The 19,877-nt window shown below is 69.1% G+C and carries 19 protein-coding genes and 2 tRNA genes; 11 read left to right on the top strand and 10 right to left on the bottom strand.

Features of this window, described 5'->3' with window-relative positions; translation table 11 throughout:
* Window positions 1-30: 30 nt before the first annotated feature.
* Window positions 31-2,112: a glycogen debranching protein GlgX gene (glgX, locus tag AB0O24_RS12800; RefSeq protein WP_363375364.1), complete on the bottom strand. Its 2,082-nt coding sequence runs from the start codon at window positions 2,110-2,112 to the stop codon at window positions 31-33.
* A gap of 49 nt (window positions 2,113-2,161) precedes the next feature.
* On the opposite strand from glgX, the gene AB0O24_RS12795 reads away from it, so the two are divergent.
* The 3 genes from AB0O24_RS12795 (at window position 2,162) to ligA (ending at window position 7,096) form a co-directional block, all read left to right on the top strand.
* Window positions 2,162-3,346 carry a cysteine desulfurase family protein gene (locus AB0O24_RS12795; protein ID WP_363375361.1) on the top strand — a complete coding sequence of 395 codons (1,185 nt, stop codon included), beginning with the start codon at window positions 2,162-2,164 and terminating at the stop codon, window positions 3,344-3,346.
* 9 nt (window positions 3,347-3,355) lie between these two features.
* Window positions 3,356-4,453, top strand: a complete 1,098-nt coding sequence (mnmA, locus tag AB0O24_RS12790; RefSeq protein ID WP_363375358.1) for a tRNA 2-thiouridine(34) synthase MnmA — start codon at window positions 3,356-3,358, stop codon at window positions 4,451-4,453.
* Between the two features lie 222 nt (window positions 4,454-4,675).
* The gene (gene ligA, locus AB0O24_RS12785; RefSeq protein WP_275798107.1) at window positions 4,676-7,096 is read left to right on the top strand and encodes an NAD-dependent DNA ligase LigA; all 2,421 of its coding nucleotides are present in this window, start codon (window positions 4,676-4,678) and stop codon (window positions 7,094-7,096) included.
* Between the two features lie 46 nt (window positions 7,097-7,142).
* Here ligA and AB0O24_RS12780 read toward each other — a convergent pair whose 3' ends face one another.
* Complete coding sequence (locus AB0O24_RS12780) at window positions 7,143-8,825, bottom strand: long-chain-fatty-acid--CoA ligase (protein WP_275798106.1); 1,683 nt, start codon at window positions 8,823-8,825, stop codon at window positions 7,143-7,145.
* A gap of 177 nt (window positions 8,826-9,002) precedes the next feature.
* Here AB0O24_RS12780 and gatC point away from each other — a divergent pair, with 177 nt between their 5' ends.
* The 6 genes from gatC (at window position 9,003) to AB0O24_RS12750 (ending at window position 14,702) form a co-directional block, all read left to right on the top strand.
* A complete protein-coding gene (gatC, locus tag AB0O24_RS12775; protein WP_058626747.1) occupies window positions 9,003-9,302 on the top strand; it encodes an Asp-tRNA(Asn)/Glu-tRNA(Gln) amidotransferase subunit GatC in 300 nt (99 codons plus the stop codon).
* Window positions 9,299-10,840, top strand: a complete 1,542-nt coding sequence (gene gatA / locus AB0O24_RS12770; RefSeq protein ID WP_275798103.1) for an Asp-tRNA(Asn)/Glu-tRNA(Gln) amidotransferase subunit GatA — start codon at window positions 9,299-9,301, stop codon at window positions 10,838-10,840. The genes gatC and gatA overlap by 4 nt, the downstream gene beginning before the upstream one ends.
* Complete coding sequence (gene gatB, locus AB0O24_RS12765) at window positions 10,840-12,357, top strand: Asp-tRNA(Asn)/Glu-tRNA(Gln) amidotransferase subunit GatB (protein ID WP_275798101.1); 1,518 nt, start codon at window positions 10,840-10,842, stop codon at window positions 12,355-12,357. The genes gatA and gatB overlap by 1 nt, the downstream gene beginning before the upstream one ends.
* A gap of 136 nt (window positions 12,358-12,493) precedes the next feature.
* A complete protein-coding gene (locus tag AB0O24_RS12760; RefSeq protein ID WP_363375352.1) occupies window positions 12,494-13,750 on the top strand; it encodes a DNA polymerase IV in 1,257 nt (418 codons plus the stop codon).
* A gap of 63 nt (window positions 13,751-13,813) precedes the next feature.
* The gene (locus AB0O24_RS12755; protein WP_058596110.1) at window positions 13,814-14,134 is read left to right on the top strand and encodes a hypothetical protein; all 321 of its coding nucleotides are present in this window, start codon (window positions 13,814-13,816) and stop codon (window positions 14,132-14,134) included.
* A complete protein-coding gene (locus AB0O24_RS12750; RefSeq protein ID WP_275798096.1) occupies window positions 14,109-14,702 on the top strand; it encodes a hypothetical protein in 594 nt (197 codons plus the stop codon). Before AB0O24_RS12755 ends, AB0O24_RS12750 begins: the two co-directional genes overlap by 26 nt.
* A gap of 190 nt (window positions 14,703-14,892) precedes the next feature.
* On the opposite strand, the gene AB0O24_RS12745 is transcribed toward AB0O24_RS12750, so the two are convergent.
* The 6 genes from AB0O24_RS12745 to AB0O24_RS12720 all read right to left on the bottom strand — a co-directional run bounded on the left by AB0O24_RS12745 (window position 14,893) and on the right by AB0O24_RS12720 (window position 17,000).
* Window positions 14,893-15,372, bottom strand: a complete 480-nt coding sequence (locus AB0O24_RS12745; protein WP_363375350.1) for a DUF2017 family protein — start codon at window positions 15,370-15,372, stop codon at window positions 14,893-14,895.
* The gene (gene clpS / locus AB0O24_RS12740) at window positions 15,369-15,668 is read right to left on the bottom strand and encodes an ATP-dependent Clp protease adapter ClpS (protein ID WP_275798120.1); all 300 of its coding nucleotides are present in this window, start codon (window positions 15,666-15,668) and stop codon (window positions 15,369-15,371) included. The genes AB0O24_RS12745 and clpS overlap by 4 nt, the downstream gene beginning before the upstream one ends.
* A complete protein-coding gene (locus AB0O24_RS12735) occupies window positions 15,668-16,045 on the bottom strand; it encodes a metallopeptidase family protein (protein WP_275798093.1) in 378 nt (125 codons plus the stop codon). Before AB0O24_RS12735 ends, clpS begins: the two co-directional genes overlap by 1 nt.
* Before the next feature lie 104 nt (window positions 16,046-16,149).
* A tRNA-His gene (locus AB0O24_RS12730) sits at window positions 16,150-16,225 on the bottom strand.
* Window positions 16,226-16,261: 36 nt separating this feature from the next.
* Window positions 16,262-16,888, bottom strand: coding sequence for an oligoribonuclease (gene orn / locus AB0O24_RS12725; protein WP_275798955.1), 627 nt, complete (start codon window positions 16,886-16,888; stop codon window positions 16,262-16,264).
* A 39-nt stretch (window positions 16,889-16,927) separates the two neighbouring features.
* Window positions 16,928-17,000: transfer RNA gene (locus tag AB0O24_RS12720), tRNA-Arg, on the bottom strand.
* A 114-nt stretch (window positions 17,001-17,114) separates the two neighbouring features.
* On the opposite strand from AB0O24_RS12720, the gene AB0O24_RS12715 reads away from it, so the two are divergent.
* Window positions 17,115-17,324, top strand: coding sequence for a methyltransferase (locus AB0O24_RS12715; protein WP_275798953.1), 210 nt, complete (start codon window positions 17,115-17,117; stop codon window positions 17,322-17,324).
* A 72-nt stretch (window positions 17,325-17,396) separates the two neighbouring features.
* On the opposite strand, the gene AB0O24_RS12710 is transcribed toward AB0O24_RS12715, so the two are convergent.
* A complete protein-coding gene (locus tag AB0O24_RS12710; protein WP_275798951.1) occupies window positions 17,397-17,996 on the bottom strand; it encodes a hypothetical protein in 600 nt (199 codons plus the stop codon).
* A 61-nt stretch (window positions 17,997-18,057) separates the two neighbouring features.
* On the opposite strand from AB0O24_RS12710, the gene AB0O24_RS12705 reads away from it, so the two are divergent.
* Window positions 18,058-19,476 carry a PLP-dependent aminotransferase family protein gene (locus tag AB0O24_RS12705; protein ID WP_363375346.1) on the top strand — a complete coding sequence of 473 codons (1,419 nt, stop codon included), beginning with the start codon at window positions 18,058-18,060 and terminating at the stop codon, window positions 19,474-19,476.
* A gap of 28 nt (window positions 19,477-19,504) precedes the next feature.
* On the opposite strand, the gene AB0O24_RS12700 is transcribed toward AB0O24_RS12705, so the two are convergent.
* Complete coding sequence (locus AB0O24_RS12700) at window positions 19,505-19,762, bottom strand: hypothetical protein (protein WP_275798945.1); 258 nt, start codon at window positions 19,760-19,762, stop codon at window positions 19,505-19,507.
* Window positions 19,763-19,877: the final 115 nt, after the last annotated feature.

The following is a 19,877-nucleotide window of genomic DNA, read 5'->3' as shown; positions in this document are numbered from 1 at the left end:
CATTCTCCCGGCCTTGACACGACGGCCCGGTTATTCGACGCGGAACAGTCTCATTGACGTTCCCGCGACGGCGAGCACATCTCCCGCGGCGAAGCGTTTGCCGTGCTCGGTCGGGGCCTCTTCCTCGCTCGACCAGAGCGAGACGAACGCGACGCCCGGCTCCAGCGTCGGCAGCGTCATGTCGATCGCGCGCTCGTTGCCGTGCACGATGAGCAGGATGCGATTGAGCTCCTCGTCCTCGGGCGTCGAGGTCGCCAGGTACTGCAGGGTCCGGTGCGACGGATCGGTCCACCGCTCGCCCGACATGGTCTCGCCCCGCTCGTCGAACCACTCCATCACCGAGGCCGAGGGAATGCTCTCTCCCGCTCGGGCGAAACGCTTCGGGCGCAGCGCCGGGTTCTCGCGCCGCAGCTGCAGGAGGCGCTGCGTGTGGGCGAACAGGTCGCGTTGCCAGGGTGCGAGGTCCCACGACAGCCACGTGAGGGTCGAGTCGTGACAGTAGGCGTTGTTGTTGCCGCGTTGGGTGCGGCCCATCTCGTCGCCCGCGGTGATCATCGGGACGCCCGCAGACAGCAGGAGCGTGCCCATGAGGTTGCGCATCGCTTTGCGGCGCGTGGCGAGCACCTGTTCGTCGTCGGTGCGACCCTCGGCACCGTGGTTGAACGAGCGGTTCGTGTCGGCGCCGTCGCGATTCTGCTCGCCGTTGCCGAGATTGTGCTTGACGTCGTACGAGACCAGGTCGCGGAGCGTGAATCCGTCGTGGGCGGTCACGAAGTTGATGCTCGCGAGAGGTCCGCGCTCTTCGCTGAACGTGTTGGACGAACCGGCGAGTCGCGTCGCGAAGCCCCCGATGCCGACCGGGGCGGTGTCGGCCCGGCGGGCGTAGTCGATGTCGCTCAGCCAGAAATTGCGCACCCGATCGCGGTAGCGGTCGTTCCATTCGTGCCAGCCCTCGCCGAAGGCGCCGGTCTGCCACCCGCCCATGCCGACGTCCCACGGCTCGGCGATGAGCTTGGTCCCAGCCAGGTGCTCGTCGTCTCGGATGGCCTGCAGCAGCGGATGATCGGGCGTGAAGGAATGGTTCGCGTCGCGCCCGAGCGTCACCGCGAGGTCGAAGCGGAAGCCGTCGATCTGCACCTCGTTCGTCCAGTACCGCAACGAGTCCAGGACGAGGCGCGCAGCGGCATCCGTCGACGTGTTCACCGCATTGCCGCATCCGGTCTCGTCGATGTAGACGCCGTCGTCGGTCTGTCGGTAATAGGAGCGGTTGTCGATGCCGCGCAGGCTCGTCCGTGGACCGCCGATGCTCTCTTCCGCCGTGTGGTTGTAGACCACGTCGAGGATCACCTCGAGGCCGGCCTCGTGCAGGAGCTTGACCATTCCCTTGAACTCGCGCAGGACGGCCTCGGGCCCCTCGGCGCGGCTCGCGGCCGTGGCGTACGCGGCGTGCGGGGTGAAGAAGTTCAGCGAGTTGTAGCCCCAGTAGTTGGTGAGGCCGAGCTGGAGCAGGCGCGGCTCGGTCGCGAAAGCGTGCACGGGAAGCAGTTCGACGCTCGTGATACCGAGCGACTGGAAGTGCTCGATCATCGCGGGGTGCGCGAGGCCGGCGTACGTGCCGTGCAGGGCGGGCGGGATGAACGGATGCCGCTTCGTCAGGCCTTTGACATGGCCCTCGTAGATGACGGTGCGGTCCATCGGCACCTGCGGCTTGGTGGACGCGCCCCAGTCGAAGGCGCCGTCGACGACGACGGAGCGCCAGTCGCCGAAGGATCCGGAGACGAGTCCGCGCGAGTACGGCTCGATCAGGAGCGTCTGCGGATTGAAGGTGTTGCCCGGTCCCTGCGGGCCGCCGACGCGGATCGCATAGCGGGCGCCCGGGCGCAGCATCGGGGTCGTGACCTCGAAGACCCCGCCACCCACCGCCTCCATCGTGAAGGTCTCGGTCGCCCAGTCGAGATCGACATCGTCGAAGACGAGGAGCTGCATCGCATCGGCGTGAGCCGACCAGACGCGCAGCGTCTCCCCGTCGGGACCGAGCGTCACGCCGAGGTCGTCGAGAGCGTCGTCGAGCAGGCCGGCGTGCGGGGAAAGGACAGTCTCGGGTCGGACCATGAGATCTAGGGTAGTGAAGGCGACGCGCGTCGTCGGGAGGGAAAGCGGGATGCAGGTCTATCTCGATCACGCAGCGACCACCCCGCTGCGCGCAGAAGCCCGTGATGCCTGGCTGGCCGCCCACGAGGTGCTGGGCAACCCGTCCTCGATCCACGGTGCCGGCCAAGCTGCGCGGCGCCTGCTCGAGGACGCCCGCGACGAGCTCGCGCGCGTCCTGCGGTGCCAACCGATCGAGATCGTCTTCACCTCCGGAGGTACTGAGGCGGCTAACCTCGCCCTGAAGGGACTGTGGTGGGCGCGTCCTCACGGAGCCGACACCGTGGTCCTCCCCGACGGAGAGCACCACGCCACGCTCGACGTCGTCGGCTGGCTCGCGTCCGCTGAGGGTGCCGATGTCCGGGCGGTCGCTTTGGACCATGCGGGACGCATCGGCACCGACGCCTTCGCCGCCGCCCTCCCCGGCGCGGCGCTCGCGACGGCCCTCGTGGCGAACAACGAGGTCGGGACGGTGCAGGATGCCGCAAACCTGGCGTCCGTGGCATCCGCGGCCGGAGTGCCCCTCCATCTCGACGCGGTCTCGGCCCTCGGACAGGTCCCGATCGATTTCGCCGGCTGGCGGGGGGCGGGCACGGCGAGCGGAGGCCTGGCCGCGCTGTCGGTGTCGGCGCACAAGGTCGGTGGTCCCGTCGGCGTCGGAGCGGCCGTGGTGTCGCGCCACGCGACCCTGACGCCCCTGGTGCACGGCGGGGGGCAGCAGCGGGGGCTCCGCGCCGGTACCCAGGACGTCGCCGGGGCGGCCGCCTTCGCGGCGGCGGCCACCGCCGCCGAGGCCGAACGTGAGAGCGAGACGCGGCGACTGAGCGCACTGCGCGATCGGCTGATCGACGGCATCCGTCGTTCGATTCCCGAGGCTCGGCTGCTGGGCGACCCCGTCAACCGGCTTCCCGGGAATGCGCACGTCCTGTTTCCGGATGCCGCGGGCGAGACGCTGCTGTTCGTCCTCGACATGGCGGGGGTGGCGGTTTCCACCGGGTCGGCGTGCCAGGCCGGAGTCGCCGAGCCGTCTCACGTGGTCCTGGCTCTGGGGCTGGGGGAGCGCGCGGCGCGTTCGGTGCTTCGTTTCACCCTTGGACGCACCTCCACCGCGGCGGACGTCGATGCGGTCCTCACCCTGCTTCCGGACGCCTACGCCCGGGCTGTGGCATCCGGAGCCCGTTCAGGTCAGGCTTCGTAGACTGGGACGATGCGAGTTCTGGCGGCGATGAGCGGTGGCGTCGATTCCGCGGTGGCGGCGGCGCGTGCCGTCGACGCGGGCCACGACGTCGTCGGCGTGCACCTGGCGCTCTCGCGCGCGGGCGGCACGCTCCGTGCGGGGAGTCGCGGATGCTGCACGATCGAGGACGCGATGGACGCGCGACGCGCGGCAGACAGGCTCGGGATGCCGTTCTACGTCTGGGACTTCTCCGAGCGGTTCCGCGACGACGTGATCGACGATTTCGTCGCGGAGTACCGTGCGGGTCGGACACCCAACCCCTGCATGCGATGCAACGAGAAGATCAAGTTCGCCGCGCTCCTCGAGCGCGCGATCGAGCTCGGGTTCGACGCCGTCTGCACCGGGCACTACGCCACCCTCGTCGACACGCCGGAAGGACGCGAGCTGCACCGGGCATCGGACAACGCCAAGGACCAGTCGTACGTCCTGGGCGTGCTGACGGCCGAACAGCTCGCTCACACCTACTTCCCGCTGGGCTCGACCCCGTCGAAGGCGCTCGTGCGCGCCGAGGCGGAGGAGCGCGGCCTGACGGTGGCGCAGAAGCCCGACAGCCACGACATCTGCTTCATCCCCGACGGTGACACCCGCGGCTGGCTCGCTGACAAGGTCGGCGCCGAGAAAGGCGAGATCCTCGACCGTTCGGGAGCCGTGGTGGGAACCCACGACGGGGCGCACGCGTTCACCGTCGGCCAGCGTCGAGGGCTGCAGCTGGGCGTCCCCGCCGCGGACGGCAAGCCGAGGTTCGTCCTCGAGGTGCGGCCGGTCAACAACACCGTCGTGGTCGGCCCGAAAGAGGCGCTCGCCTGCGCCGAGATCGCGGGGGAGCGCTTCACCTGGGCGGGCCGGGCGCCCGTGGCGTCGACGTTCGCGTGCGACGTGCAGATCCGTGCCCACGCCGATCCGGTTCCCGCTCTCGCGTCGCTGGAGGACGGGATGCTGACGGTGCGGCCCGAGGTTCCGTTCGACGGGGTGGCGCCGGGTCAGACGGCGGTGCTCTACGACGGCACGCGCGTGATCGGGCAGTTCACGATCGACCGGACCGTGTCGGCGGTGCCGGTCGAGGTCTGAGCGCTGTCGCGAAGGCGCGGCGTCGGGACAGGCGGAAGGCGCTAAGCGCCGGTGGAGCGACGGGCGGACGGCGCTGCGCGCGGGTGGCGTGACGGGCGGAGGACGAGGGACGAGCGGAGGATTGCCGCGTCGGAATCTCCCTCCCGTCGTCCCTCATCCTCCGCTCGACACGCTCCCGCAAGGCCCGCGCTCGATGTCGGAGCCTCTCCCTAAGCTGGATCCGTGACCGAGCACGATCAGCTTCCCGACCTCTCCCTCGACGACGCGCGCACGGAGGCGGCCGACCTGACCCAGCGCATCGTCGACGCCCGGGAGGCGTACTACGGTCGCGATGCCGAGCTCGTCGACGACGCGACGTACGACGGCTGGATGCATCGGCTCGAGGCGCTCGAGCGGCTTCACCCCGAGCTGCAGGGGCAGGACAGCCCGACGCTGTCGGTCGGTGCGGCCGGCGCCACGGATCTCGCGACGATCGAGCACGCCGAGCGCATGCTCAGTCTCGACAACGTGTTCTCGCCCGACGAGCTGCGCGATTGGGCGGTCAAGACCGAAGCCGCCGCGGGGCGAAAGGTGCACTGGCTCAGCGAGCTCAAGATCGACGGCCTGGCGATCAGCCTGAGGTACGAGAACGGCGTGCTGACCTCGGCGGCGACGCGCGGCGACGGGCGCGTGGGCGAGATCGTCACCGAGAACGCGCTTCGCCTCGCGGGTGTGCCGCGTGAGCTCTCGGGAGAGGGCCATCCGGCCCTCGTGGAGGTGCGCGGAGAGGTCTTCATCCCCGTCGCGAAGTTCGAGAACCTCAACCGCCTCCAGGGGGAGTTCCGGGAGCGCGCCGTTGCCGAGGCGCGAGAGCGTGCCGCCGGTCGACGTGGTGCGCGCGCGTTCGACGAAGAGAAGGCGGAGCAGGCTGCGGCGCGCCGGTTCCCCGCCTTCGCCAACCCGCGGAACGCGGCCAGCGGTGGTCTGCGTCAGCAGATCGAGAAGAAGAGCGGTCTCGAACTCGAAGCGGGCCTCGCGCGAATCGACTCCCTGTCGCTGTACGTGCACGGGATCGGCGCGTGGCCCGATCCCCCCGTTGCGGCGCAGAGCGAGATCTACGAGCTCCTCGCGTCGTGGGGACTCCCCACGTCGCCCTACAGCCGCGTCGAGTCGAGCATCGACGGCGTGCTGTCGTTCGTCGCGCACTACGGCGAACACCGACACGACGTCGAGCACGAGATCGACGGCGTGGTGGTCAAGGTCGACGAGCTCGCCTTGCACGACGAGCTCGGCGCGACCAGCCGTGCCCCGCGGTGGGCGATCGCGTACAAGTACCCGCCCGAGCAGGTGAACACGAAGCTGCTCGACATCGTCGTCTCGGTCGGTCGCACCGGCCGCGCGACGCCGTTCGCGGTGATGGAACCGGCGAAGGTCGCAGGCAGCGTGGTGCGCCAGGCGACTCTGCACAATCAAGACGTGGTCAAGGTCAAGGGTGTCCTCATCGGCGACACCGTGGTCCTGCGAAAGGCCGGCGACGTCATCCCCGAGGTGCTCGGCCCCGTGGTCGAGCTGCGCGACGGGACCGAGAGAGCCTTCGTGATGCCGGCGGATTGTCCCGAGTGCGGCACGCCTCTTCGGCCCGCGAAAGAGGGCGACATCGACCTGCGGTGTCCCAATGCGCGCTCGTGCCCCGCGCAGGTGCGAGGCCGCGTCGAGCACATCGGCTCGCGCGGTGCTCTCGACATCGAGGCTCTCGGTGAGGTCACGGCGGCCGCGCTCACGCAGCCGGACGTGCCCGAGCGTCCGCCGCTCGACACCGAGGCCGGGTTGTTCGACCTGACCGTCGAAGAGCTGGTTCCGATCGAGGTCGTCGTCCGCGATTCCGAAACGGGTGAGCGCAAGGTCGACCCGGACACCGGCGAACTCGTGCGTCGAGCGCCGTTTCAGAAGCTTGGTCCCGCTTCGTACCCACCCGGGGCGGAAGACCTCGATCCGGCCGAGCGTCGGCGCCGCGGTATCCGTAAGGACTACCGCGAGGTCCTGCCCTCCGAGCAGGCGGTCAAGCTGGTCGCCGAACTCGAGAAAGCCAAGACGAAAGACCTGTGGCGTCTGCTCGTCTCGCTGAACATCCGCCATGTCGGCCCCGTCGCCGCGCGGGCACTCGCGCAGTGGTTCGGATCTCTGGATGCCATCCGCGCAGCGTCGCGCGAAGAGCTCGCCGCGGTCGAGGGGGTCGGCGGCATCATCGCCGACGCCGTGATCGACTGGTTCGAGGTCGACTGGCATCGAGAGATCGTCGATCGGTGGGCGGCTGCCGGGGTGCGGTTCTCGGTGCCGGGGCACCCCGGGCCCGGGGCCGCCGCCGCGGCGGGTGGGGTTCTCGCCGGCCTCACCGTGGTCGCGACGGGCTCGCTCGACGGCTATACGCGTGAAGGCGCGCAAGAAGCGATCCTGGCCGCCGGCGGGAAGGCCGCCTCGAGCGTCTCGAAGAAGACCGACTTCGTCGCGGCGGGACCGGGTGCCGGATCCAAGCTCGCGAAGGCCGAGGAGCTCGGGCTGCGCATCCTGGATGCCGCGCAGTTCCGCATCCTGGTCGAGCAGGGACCCGCAGCCCTCGATGGCGGTGCGGCCGAAGACTCGGACGCGGTCGCCGACGAGCATTAGGCCGCACGGAGGTGCGCTCGGCGAGCCGGCACCGTTCAGGCGGCGATCACCCCTTCGGAAGGAGCTGCTCCCGTACCTGGCGACGGAGCACCTTGCCGATGAGCGACTTCGGCAGTTCGTCGACGACGACGATGCGACGCGGGACCTTGTAGGGCGTCAGGATGCCGCGCGCGAACGCCCGCACCGCCTCAGCGTCGAACGCGCCGGGCGTCGTCGGGACCACCGCGGCGACGACCTCCTCACCGGAGTGCTCATTCGGCAGGCCGACGACGGCGACGTCAGCCACGTCGGGGTGCTGGCGCAGCACGTTCTCGACCTCGGTGGGCGCGACATTGAAACCGCCCGTGATGATCAGTTCTTTGATCCGGTCGACGATGCGGACGAACCCGGCGTCATCGATCGTGACGATGTCTCCCGTGCGGAACCACCCGTCGACGAAGACTTCGTCGGTCGCTTCGGGCTTGCCGTAGTAGCCGGAGAACACCTGCGGTCCTCGAACCAGCAGTTCGCCGCGTTCGACGTCGCGGCGCGGGTCGTCGGGGTCGACGACACGACACTCGGTGCCGGGGAGCGGAAGACCGACCGTCCCGGCGACGCGGTTGTCGGCGACGGGGTTCGCCATGAGGACGGGGGAGCACTCGCTCAGACCGTATCCCTCGACCAGGTATCCGCCCGTGGCCTTCTCGAAGGGGACGACCAGATCGTGCGGCAGCGCCATCGCGCCGGAGATCGCCACGTCGGTGCCGTGGAGCGAGATGCCCTTCGCCTGCGCCGCGGCGAGGAGCCGCTCCGCGATCGGCGGAACCAGGGGCAGGAAGGTCGCGGGGTGCTTCTTCGTCACAGCCAGGACCAGATCGGGATCGAACTTGGGGAACAGCACCAGTCGCGCCCCCATCGACATGGCGAACGTGAGGCACAGAGTGAGCCCGTAGGCGTGGAACATCGGCAGGACGGCATAGACAACGCACCCTTCGCCCCGCACGATCTGCGGCACCCACGCGCGCGCTTGCGCGGCGTTGGCGAGGAGATTCGCGTGCGTCAGCATGGCACCCTTGGGGGTACCGGTGGTGCCGCTCGTGTACTGGATGATCGCCAGGTCGGCCGACGAGGGACGCGGGTGCGTCTCGGGCAGCGGCGCGCGACGCACGAGGTCGGCCCAGGGGGTGGCGTCCCGCGTCTTCTCGGTGAGTGCCGCCCGCGACTCTCGGGCCTTCGCGATCGGGAGGCGAAGCGCCAGGCGCATGCGGAACGGCATCGCTTCTGTCACGTCGACCGACACGAGCGTCGTCAGCCGCAGGTCGGCGGGGAAGTCCTGCACCGTGCGCACGACCTTGCTCCAGACGATGGCGTGCTTCGCGCCGTGGTCTTCGAACTGCTTCCGCAGCTCGCGAGCGGTGTAGAGCGGGTTGTGCTCGACGACGACGGCGCCGAGCCGCAGGACGGCGTAGAACGCAACGATGTGCTGCGGGCAGTTCGGCAGCACGATCGCCACCGGGTCGCCGGCGCGCACGCCGTGAGCGGCCAGCGCGCCTGCGACGCGCGCGATCTCGGCGGACATCTCGGCGTACGTCGTCTCTCGTCCGAAGAACTGGAGCGCCGGAGCGTCGGGATAGTCGCGGGTCGAGGCATCGACGATGTCGACGAGCGACCCGGTCTGGGGCTCGAGGTCCTCGGGGACACCGGCGGCGTAGCTGTGGGTCCAGGGACGGGGCGGATCGAAGCTGGTCACCGGGCCAGCCTAGGGCGAGGCATGTCGCGCGGGGCGTTGTTCACAGCCGCGATCCGTGTCCACAGGATTTCGGAGGCGAATCGACCGTTCCTCCCCAGGCGTGTCCCGCTCGGCGACTCTCCCCGGCCATGCCGGTCGCGAGCGCAGGGCGAACACGACGCGAACTAGGATCGGAGGGTGTCTGAAATCACTCCTGATCTCGTGCGCCATCTCGGTGTGCTCGCCCGGATCCAGTTGAGCGACGAGGAGGTCCAGAGCCTCACCGGCCAGCTGGATGCCATCGTCGACAACATCGCGAAGGTGTCCGAGGTGGCGACCCCCGAGGTCGTCGCGACGAGCCACCCGATCCCGCTCGAGAACGTCTTCCGCCCCGACGCCGTGCAGCCGCAGCTGACGCGCGAGCAGGTGCTGCAGAACGCCCCCGACCAGGCAGACGGGCGATTCCGCGTGACCGCGATCCTGGGAGAAGAGCAGTGACCGATCTCACCCGCCTGACCGCGGCCGACTTGGCCGCGAAGATCTCGTCGTCCGAGGTGTCCAGCGTCGAAGCCACGCAGGCGCACCTCGACCGCATCGCCGCCGTTGATGGCGACGTCCACGCGTTCCTGCACGTCAGCGACCACGCCCTCGACGTCGCGGCTGACATCGACCGCCGTCGCGCCGCCGGTGAGCAGCTGCACGAGCTGGCCGGAGTGCCGCTCGCGGTGAAGGACGTGCTCGTCACGACCGACATGCCCTCCACCAGCGGTTCCAAGATCCTCGAGGGCTACATGTCGCCCTACGACGCCACGGTCGTCGCTCGTTCCCGTGCCGCCGGTCTCGTGCCGCTCGGGAAGACCAACATGGACGAGTTCGCGATGGGCTCGTCCACGGAGTTCTCCGCCTACGGTCCCACCCGTAACCCCTGGGATCTCGACCGCATTCCGGGTGGTTCCGGCGGTGGCTCGGCGGCAGCCGTCGCCGCCTTCGAGGCACCCCTGGCCCTCGGCTCCGACACCGGCGGGTCGATCCGTCAGCCCGCCCACGTCACCGGAACGGTCGGCGTGAAGCCCACCTACGGCGGGGTCAGCCGCTACGGCGCGATCGCCCTGGCCTCGAGCCTCGACCAGGTCGGTCCGGTCACCCGCACCGTGCTCGACGCTGGCCTGCTGCACGACGTGATCGGCGGGCATGACGCGAACGATTCCACTTCGTTGTCGGACGCGTGGCCCTCATTCGCCGCGGCCGCCCGAGAGGGGGCGACCGGTGAGGTCCTGAAGGGCCTGAGAGTGGGCGTCATCCGCGAGCTCGACGACCGCGGCTTCCAGAAGGGCGTGTCGGACTCGTTCCGCGCCTCGCTGGCTGCCATGGAAGCCCAGGGCGCCGAGATCGTGGAGATCAACGCGCCTCACTTCGAGTACGGAGTCGCCGCGTACTACCTGATCCTTCCCGCCGAAGCATCGAGCAATCTCGCGAAGTTCGACTCGGTGCGATTCGGTCTCCGCGTGACCCCGCAGGGTGCCCCCACGGTCGAGAACGTCATGGCCGCGACGCGCGACGCCGGGTTCGGGCCCGAGGTCAAGCGCCGCATCATCCTCGGAACGTACGCGCTGTCCGCCGGCTATTACGACGCCTACTACGGCAGCGCGCAGAAGGTGCGCACGCTGATCCAGCAGGACTTCGACGCCGCTTTCGCGCAGGTGGACGTCATCGCGACGCCCTCGGCGCCGACGACGGCCTTCCGACTCGGCGAGAAGATCGACGACCCCCTGCAGATGTACCTCAACGACATCACCACGATCCCTGCCAACCTCGCGGGCGTCCCGGGTATCTCGATCCCCAGCGGCCTGGCCGAAGAAGACGGGCTGCCCGTCGGCATCCAGTTCCTCGCCCCGGCGCGGGAAGACGCGCGCCTGTACCGCGTCGGCGCGGCGCTCGAGGCGTTGCTCGTCGACCAGTGGGGCGCACCGCTCCTCGACAAGGCCCCCTCTCTCACCCTTCGACAGGCTCAGGGACCGAAAGCAGGAATGATCTGATGGCGAAAGATGCCCTGATGGACTTCGACGAGGCGCTCGAGATGTTCGAGCCCGTCCTCGGTTTCGAGGTGCACGTCGAGCTCAACACCGCGACCAAGATGTTCTCGTCGGCGCCGAACCCGGCGAACGAGGCGAACCACGGCGCCGAGCCGAACACGCTCGTCGCGCCGGTCGACATGGGGCTCCCCGGCGCCCTGCCGGTCGTCAACGCCGAAGCGATCCGTTCGTCGATCAGCCTGGGCCTCGCCCTCGGCTGCTCGATCGCACCCTCGAGCCGCTTCGCGCGAAAGAACTACTTCTACCCCGACCTCGGCAAGAACTATCAGATCTCGCAGTACGACGAGCCGATCGCGTTCGAGGGATCGGTCGAGGTCGAGCTCGAAGACGGCACGATCGTCACCGTGCCGATCGAGCGCGCCCACATGGAGGAAGACGCGGGCAAACTCACCCACATGGGCGGCGCGACCGGTCGCATCCAGGGCGCCGAGTACTCGCTCGTCGACTACAACCGGGCCGGTGTGCCGCTCGTCGAGATCGTCACCAAGCCGATCTTCGGTGCGGAGCACTCCGCCCCCGCCCTCGCCAAGGCGTACGTCGCGACGATTCGCGACATCGTTCGCGGTCTCGGCATCTCGGAGGCGCGCCTGGAGCGCGGAAACCTCCGCTGCGATGCGAACGTGTCGCTGCGGCCGCGCGGCCAGGAAAAGCTCGGCACCCGCACCGAGACGAAGAACGTGAACTCGATGCGCTCTGTCGAGCGCGCCGTGCGGTACGAGATCCAGCGCCAGGCCGCGATCCTCGCCAAGGGTGGCACCATCACGCAAGAGACGCGGCACTGGCACGAAGACACCGGACGTACCTCTCCCGGTCGACCGAAGTCGGATGCCGACGACTACCGCTACTTCCCGGAGCCCGACCTGCTCCCCGTGGTGCCTGCGCCCGAACTGATCGAGGAGCTCCGAGCGGCGCTCCCCGAGCCTCCCGCCGCGCGTCGGCGTCGGCTCAAGGCCGAGTGGGGCTTCACCGACCTGGAGTTCCAGGACGTCGCCAACGGCGGGCTCCTCGACGCGGTGGCCGACACGATCGCCGCAGGGGCCGCCCCCGCGGCCGCGCGCAAGTGGTGGACGGGCGAGATCACCCGCGTCGCCAACGCGCAGGAGCGCGATGCGGCCGACCTCGTCTCGCCGGCGAACGTCGCGGCCCTTCAGAAGCTCGTGGATGCGGGCACGCTCACTGACAAGCTCGCCCGTCAGGTGCTCGAAGGCGTCATCGCCGGTGAGGGGACACCCGAAGAGGTCGTCGATGCGCGCGGGCTCGCCGTCGTCTCCGATGACGGTGCGTTGATCGCGGCGATCGACGATGCGCTCGCGGCACAGCCCGATGTCCTCGCGAAGATCCGTGATGGCAAGGTACAGGCCGCCGGCGCTGTCATCGGTGCGGTCATGAAGGCGATGAAGGGGCAGGCCGACGCCGCCCGCGTGCGAGAGCTCGTGCTGGAGCGCGCGGCCGCGCAGTAGAACCCCTCGCAGGACCCCGGATGCCACGATCCCGGCCGCGCACGCGCGGCGGGCCGTGGCATCCGTCGTTCTCCCGGTGTTGAGGCATCGCCAGCGTGACCGTCTCGATGTCGGAGGCCCGGGAGAGAATGGACGTATGGGACGCGGGGACGGCACGGGGCGCATCGTCTCGCCCCCCGACGCGGATGACACCGGCACCGGCATCCTGCACGTCGACATGGATGCGTTCTTCGCCTCGGTCGCTGTGCTCGACGACCCGTCCCTCGCCGGAAAGCCGCTCATCATCGGCGGATCCGAGGGTCGCGGCGTGGTGTCGAGCGCGTCCTACGAGGCTCGCCGCTATGGGGTGAAGTCGGCCATGCCGGTCGCTGTCGCGCTGAGACTGTGCCCGACCGCGATCGTCGTCAATCCTCCGTATCACCGGTACACCGAGATGTCGCGGCAGGTCATGGCGATCTTCCACGACGTCACGCCCCTCGTCGAGCCCCTCTCGATCGACGAGGCCTTCCTCGACGTGCGAGGAGCTCGACGCCTATGGGGGAGTCCGGGGCGGATCGCGCGCGATCTCCGCGCTCGGGTCCAGGCCGAGACCGGACTCACGTGCAGCATCGGCGTCGCCGCGACGAAGCACGTGGCGAAGATGGCGTCGACGATCTCCAAACCCGACGGGCTGCTCGTCGTCGCGGCGAGTCAGACCGAGGCCTTCCTGCGGCCGCGGTCCGTGCGCGCCCTCTGGGGAGTGGGCCCCAAGGCGGCCGAGTCTCTCGAGGCGCGCGGCATCCGTCTCGTCTCCGACATCCTGGACGCGCCACGGGCCGTGCTCGAGCAGGCACTGGGATCGGCGATGGCAGAGCGGGTCTGGCACCTCTCGCGCGGAATCGACGCCCGCGCGGTGCACACGGGGCGCACGGAGAAGAGCATCGGTCACGAAGAGACGTTCCACGCCGACATCTCCGACACCCGCACGCTCCACGTCGAGCTGCGCCGTCTCGCGGATCGGGTCGGCGCACGTCTGCGCGCGCAGCAGTACGAGGCGGGCACCGTGGCCATCAAGGTGCGCTTCAGCGACTTCACCACGGTGAGTCGCTCGCGCACCCTGTCCGAAGCGACCTCCGTCGGTCAACGCATCGGCGATGCGGCGATCGAGCTGTTCGACGCGATCGACCGTCGACAAGCGGTGCGACTCGTGGGCGTGCGCGGCGAGAAGCTCGCGCCGGCGACCATGGCCGCGACCCTGTGGGACGACGACGCCGAATGGCGCCGTGTCGAGGGCGCGCTCGACAGCGCCGTCGCCCGTTTCGGTCGCGGCGCCGTGACCCGCGGCTCGTTGCTCGGCCCCACCCGCGGCGGCGGGGCACTCCCGACCAACCCCCGCCCGACGTACGACCACTGACACGGTCCGCGCGACGGCGCAACACCCCTGGGCTCCGATGGACGTCGCGGGTACGGTGGGGACATGCCCAACATCGCATTGGAACTCGGCAAGCAGTCCACCAACTTCGGCGTCACGGCCGCGTACGGCGAGCAGCAGGACGTCGACGGCGTCCGTATCGTCCCGGTCGCGCTCACGTGGGCCGGTTTCGGCGGCGGATCCGATGAGCAGGGCAACGGCGGCGGTGGCGGTGGCGGCTACACCCTGCCGCTCGGCGCGTACATCCGTCGCGGCGACGACCTCCGCTTCGACCCGAACATCGTGTCGCTGCTCGCCGTCGCCGTTCCGTTCGTGTGGGTCGCGGGTCGCGCGCTCAGCCGTGTCATCCGCGCCCTCAAGAAGTAACGCGGACGACGTCGACGAGGCTCTCGCCGCGGCCACGTCCGCGGTGTTCGAGCGCGTGCGCGCGGTCGCCGCAACCAACCCGGTGATCGTCATCGATGGGCGCAGCGGAGCAGGGAAGAGCTCTCTCGCACGCCGTCTCGTCTCGGCCTGGCCGCTGAGAGGACGCGTGCAGCTCGTCGCGCTCGACGATGTCTATCCCGGTTGGGACGGTCTCGCCGCCGGCTCGACGTACGCGTGCGAGATGATCTTGACCCCGCACGCGAAAGGCGCTGTGGGGGTGTGGCAACGCTGGAACTGGGATGCCGGCGAGCGTGCGGAAGCCTACGCCGTCGATCCGTCCCTCCCGCTCGTCGTCGAAGGAGCGGGCGCTTTGACGCCGGAGACCGCGCGATTGGCGGACGTCGCCGTGTGGGTCGATGCGCCGTCGCCCTCGCGTAAACATCGAGCTCTCGAGCGAGACGGCGATACGTATCGTCCGCACTGGGAGCGTTGGGCGGCGCAAGAGGACCGGCACATCGAGCAGAACGGCCCGGTGTCGCTCGCGACCCTGTTCGTGCGGGTGCCGTAAACCGGACGCGCTGACCCCGACGTTTGCAAGCGCTTGGACAGTGGCGCGTCCGGTGGCTTCGACGAGCTCAGCCACCTCGGTAATGTCGCGTCCGGAAGCTTCGACGAACTCAGCCACCCGGGCTGACGCCCCGGTGTCTGAGTCGTCAGGTCCCTGAGCTCGTCGGAGGGACCGGGTCGCGCGACGACGCTCAGCGGCGGTCGAGTGCGGTGACGAGACCGTCGAGGCGATAGCCGATCCAGTCGTAGATCCCGAAGCGCGGATCATCGGGCTGATGATCGTCTTCGCTGTGGATGCCGAGGCGTGTCGCCATCACGAGACGCACCGCCGACAGGGTCCGCATCCACGACAGGGCCTCGTCTTCGCCGAGAGCGATGGTCAGGGTGGCATCCGGGTCGCCGTGGTCATGCGCCCCGCCGTCCATGCCGAGGGTGCGGAGGATGACCTCCGCGTCGGCGGCACGTCGACCGAGCAGGTCGTCGCCGGTCAGCCGACGGAACTCCCGTGTCGCTTCCTCATCATCGGGATACGCATCCGGCAGCAGGCGTGCGACGGCAGGGTCGTCACTGCGCTGCGTGTCCGTCACGACGTCACGGAACTGCCCGACGATGCCGGCGAGGTGAAGGGCCTCGAGACCGCTGATCTCGAGGACGACGATCTTGTCGCTCACGCGGGTTCCTTCCGAACTGTCGCCCACAGGCCGTAATCGTGCATGGCATGCGCGTGTGCTTCCATCACCTCGCGGGGGCCGCGGGCAACGACCGCGTGGCCGTCGTGGTGCACGGCGAGCATGAGCTGCTCGGCCGTCGCGGCGTCGAAGCCGAAGTAGGTGCGGAACACGTGGCTGACATAGCTCATGAGGTTCACGGGGTCGTTCCACACCACCGTTTGCCACGACGAGGGCGGAACGGCAGTGAGCTCGGTGTCGTCGACGACGTCGAGATCGGGGGTGGCCACCGTCGGCATCATGCCCACCCCAATTCGTGCAGGCGCGCATCGTCGATGCCGTAGAAGTGGGCGATCTCGTGGACCAGGGTCGTGTGGATCTCGTCGCGGAGCTCCTGCTCGTCGGAGCAGGCTGCGAGGTGCGGCTCGCGGTAGAGGATGATGCGGTCGGGAAGCTCGCCTACGCCGTATCGGTCGCGCTCCGTCAACGCCCAACCGTCATACAGCCCGAGAAGATCGAGCGATCCGTCCTCAGGCCGGTCTTCCACGACGAACACGACGTTGTCCAAGCCCTCGACCATGTCGTCGGGGAGCTGGTCGAGCTCGTTGACGACCAACGCCTCGAACTGTTCGGCGTCGAGACGGAGCGCGACGCCGGAACCCGCGTCTTCGCTCATGTCATCTCCTGAAAGTCGCCGCTCGGGCAATTCTACGGTCGATCGGCTCGAGCCCCGACGAAAGACGAAGGCCCGTCGAGATTCTCGACGGGCCTTCAAGGGAGTGGGGTGGCTAACGGGACTTGAACCCGCGACCCCCGCGACCACAACGCGGTGCTCTACCAACTGAGCTATAGCCACCATGTGTCTGCCGCAGCGGACAACTGAACAATTATGTCACACGTGGTGAGCGAACGACGACACGGCCGAGGACGCGATCGTCTTTGCCTCGTCGCTCGTGGGACCTGGCTGAGGGACGAACACGGCCTCGCGATAGTAGGCGAGCTCACGGATGGACTCGAGGATGTCGGCGAGCGCCCGGTGTCCGCCGTTCTTCGCCGGTGCGTGGATGTACGCCCGCGGATACCACCGGCGGGACAGCTCTTTGATGCTCGAGACGTCGACGTTTCGATAGTGCAGCCAGCGATCGACGCGCGGCATGTATTTGGCCAGGAACATGCGGTCGGTGCCGATGGTGTTGCCCGCGAGGGGGGCCTTTCCCTCGACCGGCGCGAACCGCTGGATGTATTCCAACGCCTGGAACTCGGCATCCGCGAGGCTCACCCCGTGGGGGATCTCTTCGAGGAGTCCGGACGAACGGTGCATCTCGGTGACGAACTCGCCCATGTTCTCCATCGCCGAAGCGTCGGGCTTGATCACGATGTGGAAGCCGGGGTCGAGCACGTTGAGCTCGAAGTCGGTGACGACGACGGCGATCTCGACCAGCTCATCGACCGCGAGGTCGAGGCCCGTCATCTCGCAGTCGATCCAGACGAGCCGGTCATTCGTGGAGGCGCCTACCATCCCTCCAGTCTAGTGAGGGGGTCCGACACCGGAGCCGAGTCCCCCAGACACGATTCGAACGTGTGACCGGCGGATTAGAAGGCCGCTGCTCTATCCACTGAGCTACTGGGGGTCGTGCACCAGGATATCTCCGCCGTCCGGCCCCATCGCACCGACTTGCGTCGATGCCCTGGCCGCGGGCGGCGGACAGAGGTACTCTGCCGCCATCGAGAGCAAAGGAGCACTCATGTCCGAAACGGTGACGCGACGCCTCTGGGTCGCATACGGGCCCGCGGGTGTCGTCGGCAAGATCCAGAAGGATGCCGATGGCTACGGCGTGCATATGGCGGGGAAGGACGAGCCGCTGGGCGTCTACCCCACGATGGAGATCGCGAAGAACGCTCTGCACTCGCACCTGAAGCCCGGGAGCGACTGGCCAGAGTTCCGCGAGCACTGAACAGAGCTCCCCGCGCGCAGCCTCGGACGGGCGGCGCGCGGGGACTCTCTCGTTGCACGTGCGCGGGCACCGTCACACGTGCGCGGGCGCGAGGACCTTGTCGCGCGTGGCCAGCAGAGGCAGGGCCACGTGGACCAGTGGCCCGATGCCGAGGGCGAAGACCACGGTTCCGATCCCCACGGTGCCGCCGAGGATCCATCCGAGGACGAGCACGGTTCCCTCGACACCGAGCCGACAGGCCCAGATCGGCCAGCCGAAGCGCGCGTGGAGACCTGTCATGAGCCCGTCGCGCGGGCCGGGACCGAAGCGGGCGCCGATATAGAGACCGGATGCCGCCGCCACGACGACGACACCTGCCACGAGCATGAGTGCTTGGAGCCACCACGCGTCGGGGTGCGGGAGGAATCCCAGAGCGATCTGCATACTCGTGCCGACCAGCAGGATGTTGGCGACCGTACCGACCCCGGGCTTCTGGCGCAGGGGGATCCACAGGAGGAGAACGCCGAGTCCCACGATGTTGGTGATCCATCCGACGCCGATTCCGGTGACGCGCGAGAGTCCCTCCGCGAAGACCGTCCAGGGGTCGACCCCGAGCCCGGCTGCGACCGTGAGCGCACAGCCGAAGCCGTAGGCGATCAGGCCAACGAGGAGACGAAGAATGCGCTCGGACATGAGGAAATCCAATCAGGGAATTGGCTTTTGCGCGTAATGCCAATTCGTCTATCGTGGCCTCATGGATTCCCGGATCTCGGCACGCGCTCTGGCGGAAGCCCTGGGCGGCTGGCGGGGCAACGGACCCGCCTACGAAGCTCTCGCGGATGCCGTACGGCTGCTCTGCCTCGACAACCGCATCGCTCCCCGGACGGCCCTGCCGGCGGAACGTGAACTCGCCGCGGCGCTGTCGCTGAGCCGGACCACCGTCGCGGCCGCGTATCGAAGTCTTCGCGACACGGGCCACATCGAAAGCCTGCGGGGGAGTGGGAGCGTGACACGCCCCCTACCGCGGAACGATCCCGGGGGCCTGGCGGCCGCGACGGACGCGATAGATCTGCAGCAGGCCAGCCCCGCCGCATGGCCCGGTCTGCCCGCGGTCATCAGCGAGGTGCTCCAGGATGCCAGCGCCATCGTCGCCCGTTCCGGATACGACGTGGTCGGGTCGCTCGCTCTCCGTGAGGCGATCGCGGATCGATACCGGCGACGCGGGGTGCCGACCACAGCCGACCAGATCCTCGTCACGACGGGCGCTCAGAGTGCGATCCACCTCGCGGCATCCGTGCTTCTCAATCGCGCGGACCGTGTGTTGATCGAGACGCCGACCTACCCGCACGCAGCGGAGGCTTTCCGATACGTGGGCGCCCGCCTGGTCGGGGTGCCGGTCTCGACGACGGACGGGTGGGACCTCGACCGGGCAGCGCAGACCTTCGCGCGGACTCTGCCCTCTCTCGCGTACCTCATGCCGGACTTCCAGAACCCGACGGGTCGCTCGATGTCTCCCGAGGAAGTGGATGTGTTCGTGGGGGGTGCCGAGATGACCGGCACCTTCCTCGTCCTGGATGAGACCACGGCGGACCTCGACATCGACCGACCGGGTCGTGCCACGCATTTTCCCGAGTCCGATCTGGTGATTCGCATCGGCTCGCTGGGCAAGACGGTCTGGGGCGGGTTGCGCGTCGGGTGGATTCGCGCCGAAACGGACATCGTCCGCCGCTTGGCCAGCGGTCGGCCGGTTCACGATCTGGGCACGCCCGAACTCGAACAGGCCGTCGCCACGCTGCTCGTTCCCCGCCTCGACGAGATCGTCGTCCAGCGGGGAGATCTGCTCCGCGCCGGGCGCGACGCCCTGGTGCGCGCCCTGCGCTCGACCTTCGCCGACTGGGAGATCCCCACCCCGCACGGAGGGGTGTCGCTCTGGCTCGGGATCGGCGAGCCCGTCAGCACGCCCCTCGTCATGAACGCCCGCTCTCGCGGTCTCCTCCTCTCGGCCGGATCGCGGTTCGCGACCGAGGGCGGACACGATCGGCGACTGCGGATGCCGTTCACCGCCCCGCCGGCCACTCTCGATCGCGCAGTCGACCTGCTCGGGGCGGCGTGGGCGGACGTCCGCGCCGAGGGCCGGACGTCACGCCTCGGCGAGCTCACCGCGCTGGTGTGAGGCGCTCCGCCACCGCCCCGAAAGCAGGTCATCGCGCGTAGCGAAGACATTCGAGAGCCTCGGCCGCGGACCAGAACTCGCCGAGCCGTCGGAAGGCGCCGGACGCGGAGTGGAACCGCTCGGCGGCATATCGCCAGCCGCGCTCGGACGCCGTGGCCCGAACGTGCCCCACAACGACTCCGCGTCGGTCGGCGATGCGCCACAGACCAGCGGCGACATGGGTCGCTGCGCCCCACCCGGCCGGACGCGGTGCCGGAGCGAGGTCGTTCCACAGTGTGGTGCTCATGCGGGGAAATCTACGACCGACCTCCGACGTTGAGACTGATAGTGCTTCGTTCGGGTCTGACTCAGCCACCGACTGACTTTGTGTCTTTGTAATGATCGGTCGGCTCGGGCGAGGT

Origin of the sequence: Microbacterium sp. NPDC086615 (assembly GCF_040686055.1) — a bacterium.
In the GTDB taxonomy this organism is placed as follows: domain Bacteria; phylum Actinomycetota; class Actinomycetes; order Actinomycetales; family Microbacteriaceae; genus Microbacterium.
Note: the sequence above shows the minus strand (reverse complement) of the source record. Positions and strands in the feature narration are given on the sequence as shown.